Here is a 13249-nt window from a genome sequence, read left to right on the forward strand (position 1 = left end):
CCGTGGCGCTGCGCGTCCACGGCTGTGGGCCGGCTCCGCCGCGAGGATGCCTGGTCTGCCGTTTCTCGCCCGTTTCCGGTCGACTGCCGGCGGGTGTCCATCAGCTGTACAGCATGTGCCCCATCCCGTACGCCCGGTGATCGAGCCTGTCCGGCCGAGCAGAGTAGTCGTACCTGGACGATGCGGCCACCCCTGGCGTAAGGATGGGGCCATGGAAGCCATCATCACCGCAACCGGACTCGCCGACGCCCTGACCGGGCCGACCCCGCCCGTTCTGCTGGACGTCCGCTGGCAGCTGACCCCGCCCGGCACCCCGCCCTTCGACGGCCGGGCGGCCTATGCGGCCGGGCATCTGCCGGGCGCCGTCTACGTGCACCTGGACGGCGAACTCGCCTCGCCGCCCGGCGCGAACGGCCGGCATCCGCTGCCCGACCTGGCGGTCTTCGCAGCGGCGATGCGCCGCGCCGGGGTGTCGGCGGGCCGCCCGGTCGTGGTGTACGACGGCGGACAGGGCTGGGCGGCGGCGCGCGCCTGGTGGCTGCTGCGCTGGACGGGTCACCCGGACGTGCGGGTCCTCGACGGCGGGTTGCCGTCCTGGACCGGCCCTCTGTCGACCGACGTCACCGAGCCGGCCGAGGGTGACTTCGAACCGGTCCCGGGTGCGGGGGAGTTGCTCGACGCGGACGGGGCGGCGGCGCTGGCTCGCTCGGGTGTGCTGTTCGACGCCCGTGCGGGGGAGCGGTACCGGGGCGACGTGGAGCCGATCGACCGGGTCGGCGGCCACATCCCGGGCGCCGTGTCGGCGCCGACCACCGAGAACGTCGGCCCGGACGGCCGGTTCCGGCCCGCGGCCGAACTCCGTGACCGCTTCAAGGGCCTGGGCGCCTCGGAGGGGACCGAGGTGGGCGTGTACTGCGGCTCGGGCGTCTCCGGTGCCCACGAGGTGCTGGCGCTGGCCGTCGCGGGCATTCCGGCGGCGCTGTACGTGGGTTCGTGGTCGGAGTGGTCCGCCGACCCGTCCCGCCCGGTGGCGGTCGGTCCCGACCCGCAGTAGCCCAGCGGAAGGAGGGGGCACGCACGCGTGCCCCCTCCGCCTGCCTCGGTCTCCTGCTCCTACTCCTGCTTCTTGCGCCGCGTCCCGAAGACGATCTCGTCCCAGCTCGGCACCGCGGCCCGGCGGCCGGGCCGGACGCCGTCGGCCTCGGCCTGGCGGTCGGTGGCACCGATCAGCCGGTCGCGATGGCTGCCGACGGAGCGGGGCATGAGGACGTCCGCGTAGGCGGAGCCGGCCGAGGCCGCCGGTGCCGGGGGCTCTTCCGTGACCGGTTCCGCGACGGGCTCCTCCGTGACCTCCACCGGGCGCTCCGGGACCACCATGTCACCCCGGAAGCTCGGCACCGCCTCCAGCAGGCTGGTCAGCGAGTCGCGTTCGCCGGTCGTCTCCTCAACCGGTTCGGACGACTGCGCGGGCAGGCTCGGCCGCTCGCGGTCGCGGTCCCCGGAACGGTCCAGCGGACGGTCGCGCGGCAGCCGCGCGATGCGCGGCACGAACGGAAAGCTGGGCTCCGGTACGGCGAGGTCGTCGGACTCGCCGATCAGCGAGCGCGCCTCGTCGTCGACCGCCTGGACGAGCCGCCGCGGCGGGTCGTAGGTCCAGCTCGCCGAGTGCGGTTCGCCCGCGACCCGGTAGACGAGCAGGACCTCCCAGGTGCCGTCGTCGCGGCGCCAGGAGTCCCACTGCACGGTGTCCTTCTCGGCGCCGCGCAGTACCAGCCGCTCCTGCACGGCCTCGCCGAGCAGTGGCCCGGAGTTCTCGCCGGGCCTGCGGACCGGCGTCTTGCGGGCCCGCTCGGCCATGAAGGCGCGCTCGGCCAGTACCGGACCCTCGAAGCGCCGCACCCGGTCGACGGGGATCCCGGCGAGCTGCGCGACCTCTTCGGCCGTCGCGCCCGCTCGTATCCGCGCCTGGATGTCTCGGGGCCGGAGATGGCTCTCGACCTCGATCTCGATCTGGCCGAGCCGGGGCCGGTCGCCGCGTACGGCGGCACGGAGCCGTTCGTCGATCGGAAGGGTGTACTCCGTTGAGTCGGCAGCCTTGAGCACCAGCCGTGTGCCGTCATTGGAGACGGCCACGACACGCAGTTCGGGCATGGGGACCTCCCGGGTGGTGCCTGCCGACGTCACGTGCGTCGCTGCTTCCGCTAGTCGAGTGTGGCCTGCCCGGGTGCAGCCTGCCACAACCTTGCCGAGTTGCCCGGCGTGTCGGGCGCGGGCCCTGCACCGCCGTTATGGCACGGTTACCTATTCGCAACGCTAAGTGACCAACTCCGTCACCCTGTGCAACTAGCCCCCTCCCGGCGGTCCTGCAAGGCCTCGGACGCCCTGGCGGGAGACCGGACCCAGGGCTCGCAACAGTACTCCATTCGGGCCACGTGCGTGGATTGGCGCGCCGCTCAACTTCTGGCAACAACCGCCCCCCGGCCGTTGTTTGCCCGTATCGGGCGATCTTGAACGTGGCGTACTTCACGCAATCCTCAGAAACGGAACTAATGGTTTCGTCCGTACGTCCCTTTCTTTTGCAGTCGGTCGAACAAGTGCGGGAAAGGCAGGCAAGGTTCGGGAATGCGTGAAAGGCCCGGTTCCGGTGACGAGACCAGTACGGGGGAGGAGGTGAAGGGAAGTTCGAAGCAGATCGACCTCAGCGTCCCCCAGGTCGCGGGCAGTGCGGTGGCCGCGGTGGTGGCCGCCGAACTCGCGTCCAGCTTCGGGGTGTACGGGACGATCCTCGGCGCCGGAGTCGTCAGCGTGATCGCCACCTGCGGCGGCTCGGTGTTCCAGCACTTCTTCAGGCGCACCGGCGAACAGTTCCGCGACGCGACGGTGACCGGGGCCAGAACGCCGCGCCCCCAAGAGCAAGCGCCCCCGGCCTCCGGCCGGTTCGGCGAGGGCACCGTCTACCGCGCCCGGCTCCGGACCCGGCGCCGCCCGCTGGTCGCGGCCGCTCTGGTGTTCACGGTGACCATGGCCGGCATCACGGCCTGCGAACTGGTCTCCGGCAACACCTTCGGCGGCGGCGCCGGTACGACGGTCGGCAGCGCGGTCACCGGCCACACCACGTCGTCGGGGCCGTCGGGGCCGTCGGGCTCGCCGGGCTCCTCCGACGCCAAGAACTCCCCGGGCTCCTCGGGTTCCTCCGGCGCGGACTCCGGCGAGGGTGCGGCCACTTCGCCCACTCCGTCGCCGTCGCCGTCCTGGGCGGCGACCCGTGCGCCCGGGAGCGAGGGGACCGCCGCACCGTCGCCGAGCGGGTCCGTGAGCGGGGAGCCGAGCACGGCCCCCACGCCCGACGGGTCCTCGGCTACTGCCCCAGAACCCTCCGCAGGTAGTCGTTCTGGAACAGCCGATCGGGATCGAGCCGGTCGCGCAGCGCCGTGAACTCGCCGAAGCGCGGGTAGACCCCGGCGAAGTAGTCCGCGTCCCGGGTGTGCACCTTGCCCCAGTGCGGGCGGCCCTCGTGCGCGGTGAAGATGCGTTCGGCGGCGGTGAAGTACGCCTGGTACGGCGTGCCCCGGAACATGTGCACGGCGACGTAGGCGCTGTCCCGGGCGGACGCGGTGGACAGCGCGATGTCGTCGGCCGGGGCGGTGCGGACCTCGACCGGGAAGTTGATCCTGAGATCCGAGCGGTCGACCATCGCCCTCAGTTCCCGCAGCGTGTCCACCAAAGCCTCGCGCGGGACGGCGTACTCCATCTCCACGAAGCGCACCCGGCGCGGGGACGTGAAGACCTTGTAGGGGATGTCCGTGTAGGTCCGCGCGGACAGCGCCGTGCTGGAGATCCGGGCGATCGCCGGTACGACGGCGGGCGCCGCACGGCCGACCAACTGGGCCGCGTGGAAGACGCCGTTGGAGAGGAACTCGTCCTCGAACCAGCCGGCCAGCTGCCCCACCGGCTGCGGCGGCCCCGCGCTGCGGTTGTTGCGCTTGGTGTTGGTGTTGCCGGTGTGCGGGAACCAGTAGAACTCGAAGTGCTCGTTCTCGGCGTGGAGCTGGTCGAACTCGGCGAGCACCCGGTCCAGCGGCATCGGCTCCTCACGCGCGGTGAGCAGGAAGACCGGCTCCACCCCGAACGTGATCGCGGTGACGATGCCCAGCGCGCCGAGCCCGACCCGCGCGGCCGCGAAGACCTCCGGATTCTCCTTCTCGGAACAGGTGAGCACCGAGCCGTCCGCGGTGACCAGTTCGAGTTCCCTGATCTGCGCGGCCAGCGACGCCGACTCGCGGCCGGTGCCGTGGGTGCCGGTGCTGGTGGCCCCGGAGACCGTCTGCTCCATGATGTCGCCCATGTTGGTCAGCGACAGGCCCTCACGGGCCAGGGCCACATTGAGCCTCTTGAGCGGGGTGCCGGCCTCGACCGTGACGGTCATGGCCTTACGGTCGATGTCGCGTATGCCGGTCAGCAGCTGAGGGCGGACCGAGACGCCGTCGGTCGCGGCGATCGAGGTGAAGGAGTGGCCGCTGCCGACCGCCTTCACCTTCAGGCCGTCCTCGGCCGCCTGCCGTACGGCCGCCGCCAGCTCGTCCACGGAGGCGGGCATGACCTCCCGCGCGGGGCGGACGGTGACGTTCCCTCCCCAGTTACGCCACGTGCCGCTCTTCCCGCTCGCTGTACTGCTCAACGGTGCCTCCCCGACCCGTGACCGGCCTGCTGAGCCGGCGGTACCCGAGGAAACCGACCGCGACCGCGACGGCCCCGGACACGGCCGGAACCCCGTACCCGGCACGGGCGCCGGCCGCGTCGATCACCCAGCCGGCGACCGAGGAGCCGAGCGCCACCCCGACCGCGAGGCCGGTGCTCACCCAGGTCATGCCCTCGGTGAGCTTCGCGCGAGGTACGTGCTTTTCGATGAGGGACATCGTCGTGATCATCGTCGGTGCGATGGACAGGCCCGCAACGAACAGCGCCACGGCCAGAAGCGGCAAGTTTCCGACCAGTAGGAGGGGGATCATACTCACGGCCATCGCGCATATGCCCAGCAGCCACCTGCGTTCCGGCCTCCCCGCGAACCTCATGAGCCCGAAGACCGCTCCGGCCACGCAGGAACCCGCCGCGTACAGCGCCAGGACGACGCTGGAGGCGCCCTTGTGGCCGCGTTCGTCGGCGAAGGCGACGGTCACCACGTCCACGGCCCCGAAGATCGCCCCGGTGGCCACGAAGGTCGCCACCAGCACCTGGAGGCCGGGCGCCCGCAGCGCCGAACCGCCGCCGTGGTGCCCGCGCGGGTGCGGCGCGGGCTCGGTGGCCCGCTGGGCGGTCAGCCAGAAGACGCCGGCGGCGAGGAAACCGGCGGCCAGCAGCGGGCCCGCCTCCGGGAACCAGGTCGTGGACAGGCCGATGGAGAGGATCGGCCCGAAGATGAAGCAGACCTCGTCGACGACCGACTCGAACGAGTAGGCGGTGTGCAGCTGCGGGGTGCCCCGGTAGAGGGCGGCCCAGCGGGCCCGGATCATCGCGCCCAGGCTCGGCACCGCGCCGATCCCGGCGGCGCACACGAACAGCACCCAGTCCGGCCACCCGTAGTGCGCCGCGAACAGCAGCCCGGCCGCCGCCGCGAGCGCGAGCAGGGTCGCGGGGCGCAGGACGCGGCGCTGGCCGTGCAGGTCGACCAGCCGGGACACCTGCGGCCCGATCGCCGCCGCGGACAGCGCGATGGTGGCCGACAGCGCGCCCGCGAGCCCGTACCGCCCGCTGAGCTGGGAGATCATGGTCACCACGCCGATGCCCATCATGGACAGCGGCATCCGGCCGACGAAGCCCGCGGCGGAGAAGCCCTTGCTGCCGGGGGCGGCGAACAGAGCACGGTAGGGGCTGGGCACGGGAATCTCCGACGGCTGAGCTGAGTAAGGCGCGATTGCGGCTGATACAGCTTACGAGTGAGGTCACCCGGATGCACCCGCCGAGTGCCGGGGATAAACCTCCCGAATCCGACTCTTCACGCTCCTGTTTCCGGGCCTTCAGTGCCGGGTGGCAGGATCGGCTCATGTCAGACGCGCTCGATGCCACCCCCTACGACGCCCTGCTCCTGCTCTCCTTCGGCGGCCCGGAAGGCCCGGACGACGTGGTCCCGTTCCTGGAGAACGTGACGCGCGGGCGCGGTATCCCGAAGGAACGCCTCAAGGAAGTCGGGCAGCACTACTTCCTGTTCGGCGGGGTCAGCCCGATCAACGACCAGAACCGCGCCCTGCTGGACGCCCTGCGCAAGGACTTCGCCGAGCACGGCCTGGACCTGCCGATCTACTGGGGCAACCGCAACTGGGCGCCGTACCTGACGGACACCCTGCGCGAGATGGTCGCCGACGGCCGCCGCCGCATCCTGGTGCTCGCCACCAGCGCCTACGCCTCCTACTCGGGCTGCCGGCAGTACCGCGAGAACCTGGCGGACTCGCTGGCCGCGCTGGCGGCCGAGGGCCTCGAACCGCCCAGGATCGACAAGCTGCGGCACTACTTCAACCACCCCGGCTTCCTCGACCCGATGATCGACGGAGTGCTGGCATCCCTCGCCGACCTCCCCGAGGGCGTCCGCGCGGGCGCCCACATCGCCTTCACCACGCACTCCGTCCCGACCGCCGCCGCCGACACCTCCGGCCCGGTGGAGGCGCACGGCGAGGGCGGCGCGTACGTCGAGGAGCACCTGGACGTGGCCGAGCTGATCGCCACCGCGGTCCGCGAGCGCACCGGCGTCGACCACCCCTGGCGGCTCGTCTACCAGTCCCGTTCCGGCGCCCCCCAGATCCCGTGGCTGGAGCCGGACATCTGCGACCACCTGGAGGCGCTGCACGGCGCCGGGGTCCCGGCCGTCGTCATGGCACCCATCGGCTTCGTCTCCGACCACATGGAGGTCCTCTACGACCTCGACACGGAGGCCACGGCCAAGGCCGCGGAGCTGGGCCTTCCGGTACGGCGGTCCGCGACCGTCGGGGACGACCCGCGGTTCGCCGCCGCGATCCGCGAGCTGGTCCTGGAGCGCGCCGCCAAGGAGAGCGGGCGTGAGGTCACGCCGTGCGCCCTGGGCGCGCTCGGCGCGAGCCACGACGTCTGCCCGGTCGGCTGCTGCCCGGCCCGCGCCCCCCGCCCGGCCGCGGCCGGTGCCGACAGCCCCTACGCGTGAGGAACCCCGTGACCGACGCCCTGCACACGGACCTGCTGGACCTCGCCCGGGAGGCGGCCGCCCGTGCGGGCAGGCTGCTGCGGGACGGCCGCCCGGCCGACCTCGCCGTGGCCCGGACCAAGTCCAGCCCGATCGACGTCGTGACCGAGATGGACATCGCGGCGGAGAAGCTGATCACCGACCTGATCGCCGGTCGCCGTCCCGACGACGGCTTCCTCGGCGAGGAGGGCGCGTCGACGCAGGGCACGAGCGGCGTGCGCTGGGTGATCGACCCCCTCGACGGCACGGTCAACTACCTGTACGGGCTGCCGACCTGGGCGGTCTCCATCGCCGCCGAGCAGGACGGGGAGACGGTGGTCGGCGTCGTGGCGGCCCCGATGCGCGGCGAGACGTACCACGCGGTGCGCGGCGGCGGGGCCTGGGCGACCGGGGCCTGGGAGGGCGAGCGCGAGCTGCGCTGCCGCCCGGCACCGCCGCTGGACCAGGCGCTGGTGTCGACCGGCTTCAACTACGTCACCGCCGTCCGCACCCACCAGGCCGAGGTCGCGGCCCGGCTGATCCCGCTGCTCCGCGACGTCCGGCGCAGCGGGTCGGCGGCGATCGACCTGTGCGACCTTGCCTGCGGCCGGCTGGACGGGTACTACGAGCGCGGGCTGAACGCGTGGGACTGGGGGGCCGGGGACCTGATCGCCCGCGAGGCCGGCGCCCGCACCGGTGGACGCCCCGGAGCGCCCCTCTCCCGCGACCTGACGGTCGCCGGCCCCCCCGGCGTCTTCGAGCCCCTCCAGCGCCTCCTGGAGGACTTCGGAGCATGGCACGACTGAGCCACGCCGCACGCCCGGACGGAGGGGGTTCCGGACCGCCGGTCACCGCCGCGCCGGCCGAGCGCCGGTGCGGCGGGCGGCGGTCGCCGGTGGTGGAGCCGATTCGGCGATGGGGGAGCCGGCAGGAGTACGTGGTGGGGTGGGCGGGCCCCGCCGGTCACGGCCGTGACGGCTGAGCGCCGTTGGCGGGAAGAGATCGGCGGGGGAGCCCGGTCGGGCAGTGGGCCCGCAAGGGCGGTCGCCGGCGTGGACGGGCCGGGGCTCCGGGCGCCGTGCGGACACCTCTCCGCGGTCTCCCCGGGAGCTTCGAAACCCTGCTCGGAGATCGGGTGCCGTCGTACCGAGCACCGGCGTGCTGCCGCGAAAAAGATCTCGTCCCTGCCGCCGACAGGAATCGAACGCGGTAGCGGGGGAAGGGATCAGGTACGAGCAGGGCCCCGGCGCTGGATTCGCCGGGGCCCTGTTCTCGTGGTGCGGTGTTGCGGGTCTGTCAGACGCTGGTCGCGCCGACTTCCACACCGTGTTCGGCTGCGAGGCGGCGCAGGTCGTCGAGCTCGGCCTGCTCCACTTCGACGAGGAAGTCGTCACCCTCGTCACGAGCCCGGGTGATGTCGGACTCGGTCGCCTTTATGCGCTGCAGAAGTCCTGCGGTGAATGCGTCCATGCTGCGCCCCCTCGTCCTGGGTCGTGGGTCGGTGGCACGGGGGTGTGCCGTTCGGGAGGGGCGATCACGTCTCTCGCGGGTGCCCAGCGCTGCCCTGCTGGGCGGCGACGGTGCCGGACACCCCCATCGTCCACTCTGCTGTAGCGGCGGTGTACGTACCGCATGGTGCTGCGGCACATGCAGAGCGTGATCGCGGGGTGTACATGCCGTCCTCCCCCCGCTCCTCTCCGTGGAAACCTCAACCGCAGGAGAAAATCCCGCATTCCCGCCCGGCGGCCTCGGATCCGGCTGCCCGGGCCCCTGTCTTACTGCCGACTTATGGCCGAAAAGGGCAGGATGGAGGTCACACATCCCATGAAGACCCCTGCCCGGGTGCGCCGGTGCGCGCTACGCGGGTGGACAGCGGAAGGACAAGCGACGTGCGCGTACTCGTCGTCGAGGACGAGCAACTGCTCGCCGATGCGGTGGCCACCGGACTGCGCCGGGAGGCCATGGCCGTCGACGTCGTGTACGACGGTGCGGCCGCCCTGGAGCGCATCGGCGTCAACGACTACGACGTGGTCGTCCTCGACCGCGACCTCCCCCTCGTGCACGGCGACGACGTCTGCCGCAAGATCGTCGAGCTCGGCATGGCCACCCGCGTGCTGATGCTGACCGCCTCCGGCGACGTCAGCGACCGCGTCGAGGGACTGGAGATCGGCGCCGACGACTATCTCCCCAAGCCCTTCGCGTTCAGCGAGCTCATCGCGCGCGTGCGCGCCCTGGGCCGCCGTACCAGCGTGCCGCTGCCGCCCGTCCTGGAGCGCGCCGGCATCAAGCTCGACCCGAACCGCCGCGAGGTCTTCCGCGACGGCAAGGAGGTCCAGCTCGCGCCGAAGGAGTTCGCGGTGCTGGAGGTGCTGATGCGCAGCGAGGGCGCCGTGGTCTCGGCCGAGCAGCTCCTGGAGAAGGCGTGGGACGAGAACACCGACCCCTTCACCAACGTCGTGCGCGTGACCGTGATGACCCTGCGCCGCAAGCTGGGCGAGCCCCCGGTGATCGTCACCGTCCCCGGCTCGGGTTACCGGATCTGATGACCGTGGCCGCCACTCCCGCACCCCCGCAGGCACCCCCCAAGCCCACCTGGGACCCCAGGCGGCCGCAGCCCGTCCTGCCGTGGCTGCGCCCGACCATCCGCATACGGCTCACCCTGCTGTACGGCGGCATGTTCCTGATCGCCGGCATCCTGCTGCTGTCGATCATCTACCTGCTCGCCGCCCAGGCGATCAGCACCGGCAACCAGCCGCTGTTCAAAATCGTCGGCTTCGACAAACTGTCGGTCTCCAGCGACAACTGCCCCGCGATCAACATGGCAGGCGGCACGTCCAGCACCGTGTCGCTGGGAGACTTCAACAACGCGATCGCCCAGTGCGTGGACCACCAGCGCCAGGCGGCCCTGGACAACCTCCTCAGCCGCTCGCTCCTCGCCCTGCTGGGCCTGGCCGTGATCGCCTTCGCGTTCGGCTACGCGATGGCCGGCCGCGTGCTCTCCCCGCTCGGCCGGATCACCCGCACCGCCCGTGCGGTGGCCGGCTCGGACCTGTCCCGCCGGATCGAGCTGGACGGCCCGGACGACGAACTCAAGGAACTCGCGGACACCTTCGACGACATGCTGGAGCGGTTGCAGCGGGCCTTCACCGCCCAGCAGCGCTTCGTCGGCAACGCCTCGCACGAGCTGCGCACGCCCCTGGCGATCAACCGCACGCTCCTGGAGGTGCATCTCTCGGACCCGGGCGCGCCCGTGGAGCTGCAGCAGCTCGGCAAGACGCTGCTGGCCACCAACGAGCGCAGCGAGCAGCTCGTGGAGGGCCTGCTGCTGCTCGCCCGCAGCGACAACCAGATCGTCGAGCGCAAGCCGGTCGACCTGGCCGAGGTGGCCTCCCAGGCCGTCGACCAGGTGCACGCCGAGGCGGAGGCCAAGGGCGTGACGATCCGGGGCGCACGGAAACCGGCCGTGGTCCAGGGCAACGGTGTGCTGCTGGAGCGGATCGCCCTGAACCTGCTGCAGAACGCGGTGCGCTACAACGTGCCCGAAGACGGCTGGGTGGAGGTGAACACCGAGATCCAGCACGGGCAGGCGGTGCTCTACGTCGCGAACACCGGGCCGGTGGTCCCGGCCTACGAGATCGACAACCTCTTCGAGCCCTTCAGACGGCTCCGTACCGAGCGGACGGGCAGCGACAAGGGCGTGGGCCTCGGCCTGTCCATCGTGCGGTCCGTGGCCCGGGCGCACGGCGGGCACATCGTGGCCCAGCCCCGGGAGGGCGGCGGGCTCGTGATGCGGGTCACGTTGCCGATCTGACGCCGTTACAAGATCGCGACACACGCGGGGGATGTTCGCTTTGCGCTGAATTTTCCGGCGGCGCGGCACATTCCCCTCTGTGTGATCGATCACAAGGGCGGTTTTCCGGCCATCTACTCTCTGTGATCATGGCCGGGGGAATAAAGCCGGGAAAATCCCTGTTTTCAGGGGTCTTGATCACGGGAAGTACAGGGTGAGGCGCCTTTGAAGTGCCTCGGCAGGACCGTGTACGGTCCCCATCGCCATTCAACCTGATCGCTCTTGGGGGGTCCGGTTGGGTGTCGATTGAGTAACAGACCTTGATGTGAGGCAAAATCTCCGCCTCGGGTCGGGCACAAGTCCGGCCTCTCACGCGTTACGTGCGCTGGAGACACCGCAGACACCCAGAGGGGGAGAGCGACATGGCAACCGATTACGACACTCCACGCAAGACCGACGACGACGTCGACTCGGACAGCCTTGAAGAGCTGAAGGCCAGGCGGAACGACAAGTCGACGTCGTCAGTGGACGTCGACGAGTTCGAGGCCGCCGAAGGCCTGGAGCTGCCCGGCGCGGACCTCTCGAACGAGGAGCTGGCCGTCCGGGTGCTGCCCAAGCAGCAGGACGAGTTCACCTGCATGAGCTGCTTCCTGGTGCACCACCGCAGCCAGCTGGCCCGCGAGAAGAACGGTCAGCCGATCTGCCGCGACTGCGACTGAGGACGGGTCGGGCATGACTGGCTCGACCCCACCTCGGAAGCGCCGCTTCCCCTTGCCGGGAGCGGACTCTGGGCCGTCCGACGGCCCACGCGCGCGTGATCGTGATGACGAGCGGGGCTCGCCCGATGCGGGAGCCTCGCTCGAACCGGCGGCCGACCGGGGTGACCTCCCGGCGCCGGCGGACAGCTCCCCCGCGCCCGTCGCCCGGACGGGGGTCCCCCCGCTCGAGCGAAGTCGAGAGCGGGGGAGGGCCGCGGCCATCCGCGACAGGGCCGTGGACATGGCCCGGGAAGGGGCCCGTAAGGGCGGCAGCCGGGCGAAAGCCGGGCTGGCGTACCTCGCGGACCGGATCATCGAGATCGCCCCGCGTGTCCCCGTACGCGACCTCGGGACCCTGCGCCGGCAGTTCCCGGGCCTCGGGCCCGAGCAGCTCGCCGACAGGCTGGTGGCGGGCGCGGCGGGCGCGACCTCGGCGGTCGGGGCCGGTGTCGGGGCGGCGGCGATGCTGCCGGTGCCCCCGGCGATGCCGACCGAACTGGCCGCGGAGATCACCGGGGTCGCGGCGATCGAGCTGAAGATGATCGCCGAGCTCCACGAGGTGTACGGCGTGCGGCCGCCGGGGAACCTGAAGGCCCGCAGCACCGCGTATCTGTCCTCCTGGTCGGGGGAGCGCGGGATCGACGTGATGAAGCCGTCGACGCTCAACAACGCGCTCGGCGGGCACATGAAGCGCGAGCTGCGCCAGCAGATCATGAAGCGGATGGTGCGGGACCTGCCCAACCTGATGCCGTTCATGGTGGGCGCCGCGGTGGGGGCGGTCATGAACCGCCGGGACACCAGAAGGCTCGCCGCGCGGATCCGGGCGGACCTGAGAAAGATCCAGGTGCCGTGGGAGGAACTGCCGGAGCTGCCGCCGCTGGAGAAGCCGGCGGAGCCGCTGCCGATCGCCGAACTGCCCGAGGACTTCGAGGGCTGACGGCCCTGCCGGGCGCGCGGGGGACGAGCGAGACCGGCACCGCCGGGCCGGGCGCGGGCGCGGCCCGGATGCCCCGCGGGCCCCGTGCTGCGCGCCGGAGCGCTACGCCTTCGCGCCGGCCTTCGCCGCCTCGATCGCCGCCGCCAGGGCCTCCGGCTCCCGGGTCGACAGATACAGGTACGGGGTCGGGTCCTCCGGGTCCGTGACCTCCACGCGCAGGGCCCTCGGGATGTAGGAGCGCAGCAGGAGGAAGGCACGGACGTCGGCCTTGTACGTACGCCAGGCGCGCGCCTCGTCCGGGTCCAGGATCTCCGACGGGCCCAGGGCGGAGACCGGGATCTTCGCCTCGCCCGCGATCAGCGAGTCGCCGACGACCCGGATCCGCGGGGAGCCGTACGAGCTGGCCACCACCGCTGCCGCCGCGGTGCCGCCGGCCAGGCCGCCCAGCATCGGCAGGGTGCCGAACGGCAGCAGGATCAGGGCGAGCGAGACGCCGACCAGGAAGCTGATGAACCACCAGGAGCGGGGGGCGGTGAGGCGTTCTTCGTAGGGGGTGGCGGAGAGCTGCATGGAGCCAA

13 protein-coding genes are annotated in these 13249 nt (G+C 71.9%); 8 read left to right on the forward strand and 5 right to left on the reverse strand.

Annotation, left to right across the window (positions count from 1 at the left end):
* Positions 1-211: 211 nt before the first annotated feature.
* Positions 212-1054, forward strand: a complete 843-nt coding sequence (locus JF597_RS11495; RefSeq protein WP_293992634.1) for a sulfurtransferase — start codon at positions 212-214, stop codon at positions 1052-1054.
* A gap of 59 nt (positions 1055-1113) precedes the next feature.
* Here JF597_RS11495 and sepH read toward each other — a convergent pair whose 3' ends face one another.
* Positions 1114-2151: a septation protein SepH gene (sepH, locus tag JF597_RS11500; RefSeq protein WP_293992637.1), complete on the reverse strand. Its 1038-nt coding sequence runs from the start codon at positions 2149-2151 to the stop codon at positions 1114-1116.
* Positions 2152-2622: 471 nt separating this feature from the next.
* Between sepH and JF597_RS11505 the strand changes: the two genes are divergently transcribed.
* A complete protein-coding gene (locus JF597_RS11505; RefSeq protein ID WP_293992640.1) occupies positions 2623-3435 on the forward strand; it encodes a hypothetical protein in 813 nt (270 codons plus the stop codon).
* Here JF597_RS11505 and JF597_RS11510 read toward each other — a convergent pair.
* Both JF597_RS11510 and JF597_RS11515 read right to left on the reverse strand, forming a co-directional pair.
* Entirely contained in the window at positions 3359-4678 is a 1320-nt protein-coding gene (locus JF597_RS11510) for a D-arabinono-1,4-lactone oxidase (RefSeq protein ID WP_293992642.1), read from the reverse strand. The genes JF597_RS11505 and JF597_RS11510 overlap by 77 nt on opposite strands.
* Positions 4638-5876 (reverse strand): MFS transporter, encoded by a 1239-nt coding sequence (locus JF597_RS11515; protein ID WP_293992645.1) that lies wholly within the window; start codon positions 5874-5876, stop codon positions 4638-4640. The genes JF597_RS11510 and JF597_RS11515 overlap by 41 nt, the downstream gene beginning before the upstream one ends.
* Positions 5877-6040: 164 nt before the next feature.
* Between JF597_RS11515 and JF597_RS11520 the strand changes: the two genes are divergently transcribed.
* A complete protein-coding gene (locus JF597_RS11520; protein ID WP_293992647.1) occupies positions 6041-7168 on the forward strand; it encodes a ferrochelatase in 1128 nt (375 codons plus the stop codon).
* A gap of 8 nt (positions 7169-7176) precedes the next feature.
* Entirely contained in the window at positions 7177-7992 is an 816-nt protein-coding gene (locus JF597_RS11525; protein ID WP_293992650.1) for an inositol monophosphatase family protein, read from the forward strand.
* Between the two features lie 490 nt (positions 7993-8482).
* On the opposite strand, the gene JF597_RS11530 is transcribed toward JF597_RS11525, so the two are convergent.
* Positions 8483-8656: a hypothetical protein gene (locus JF597_RS11530; RefSeq protein ID WP_167450044.1), complete on the reverse strand. Its 174-nt coding sequence runs from the start codon at positions 8654-8656 to the stop codon at positions 8483-8485.
* Between the two features lie 419 nt (positions 8657-9075).
* Here JF597_RS11530 and JF597_RS11535 point away from each other — a divergent pair, with 419 nt between their 5' ends.
* The 4 genes from JF597_RS11535 to JF597_RS11550 all read left to right on the forward strand — a co-directional run bounded on the left by JF597_RS11535 (position 9076) and on the right by JF597_RS11550 (position 12671).
* Complete coding sequence (locus JF597_RS11535; RefSeq protein WP_130438183.1) at positions 9076-9729, forward strand: response regulator transcription factor; 654 nt, start codon at positions 9076-9078, stop codon at positions 9727-9729.
* Positions 9730-9734: 5 nt separating this feature from the next.
* Positions 9735-10997 carry a HAMP domain-containing sensor histidine kinase gene (locus JF597_RS11540; protein ID WP_293992658.1) on the forward strand — a complete coding sequence of 421 codons (1263 nt, stop codon included), beginning with the start codon at positions 9735-9737 and terminating at the stop codon, positions 10995-10997.
* Positions 10998-11398: 401 nt separating this feature from the next.
* The gene (locus JF597_RS11545; protein ID WP_003997302.1) at positions 11399-11695 is read left to right on the forward strand and encodes a DUF4193 domain-containing protein; all 297 of its coding nucleotides are present in this window, start codon (positions 11399-11401) and stop codon (positions 11693-11695) included.
* A gap of 13 nt (positions 11696-11708) precedes the next feature.
* Positions 11709-12671: a hypothetical protein gene (locus JF597_RS11550; protein ID WP_293992720.1), complete on the forward strand. Its 963-nt coding sequence runs from the start codon at positions 11709-11711 to the stop codon at positions 12669-12671.
* Between the two features lie 102 nt (positions 12672-12773).
* Here the strand turns inward: JF597_RS11550 and JF597_RS11555 are convergent, their stop codons facing one another.
* Complete coding sequence (locus tag JF597_RS11555) at positions 12774-13241, reverse strand: DUF3093 domain-containing protein (protein ID WP_293992722.1); 468 nt, start codon at positions 13239-13241, stop codon at positions 12774-12776.
* Positions 13242-13249 lie beyond the last annotated feature (8 nt).

Source organism: Streptomyces sp., from assembly GCF_019510245.1.
Taxonomy (GTDB): domain Bacteria; phylum Actinomycetota; class Actinomycetes; order Streptomycetales; family Streptomycetaceae; genus Streptomyces.

What these genes read in the sequence shown, in the direction of transcription:
- JF597_RS11495 (WP_293992634.1), top strand. Translation starts at nt 212, where the DNA reads ATGGAAGCCATCATCACCGCAACCGGACTCGCCGACGCCCTGACCGGG.
- sepH (WP_293992637.1), bottom strand. Translation starts at nt 2,151, where the DNA reads ATGCCCGAACTGCGTGTCGTGGCCGTCTCCAATGACGGCACACGGCTG.
- JF597_RS11505 (WP_293992640.1), top strand. Translation starts at nt 2,623, where the DNA reads ATGCGTGAAAGGCCCGGTTCCGGTGACGAGACCAGTACGGGGGAGGAG.
- JF597_RS11520 (WP_293992647.1), top strand. Translation starts at nt 6,041, where the DNA reads ATGTCAGACGCGCTCGATGCCACCCCCTACGACGCCCTGCTCCTGCTC.
- JF597_RS11530 (WP_167450044.1), bottom strand. Translation starts at nt 8,656, where the DNA reads ATGGACGCATTCACCGCAGGACTTCTGCAGCGCATAAAGGCGACCGAG.
- JF597_RS11545 (WP_003997302.1), top strand. Translation starts at nt 11,399, where the DNA reads ATGGCAACCGATTACGACACTCCACGCAAGACCGACGACGACGTCGAC.
- JF597_RS11550 (WP_293992720.1), top strand. Translation starts at nt 11,709, where the DNA reads ATGACTGGCTCGACCCCACCTCGGAAGCGCCGCTTCCCCTTGCCGGGA.
- JF597_RS11555 (WP_293992722.1), bottom strand. Translation starts at nt 13,241, where the DNA reads ATGCAGCTCTCCGCCACCCCCTACGAAGAACGCCTCACCGCCCCCCGC.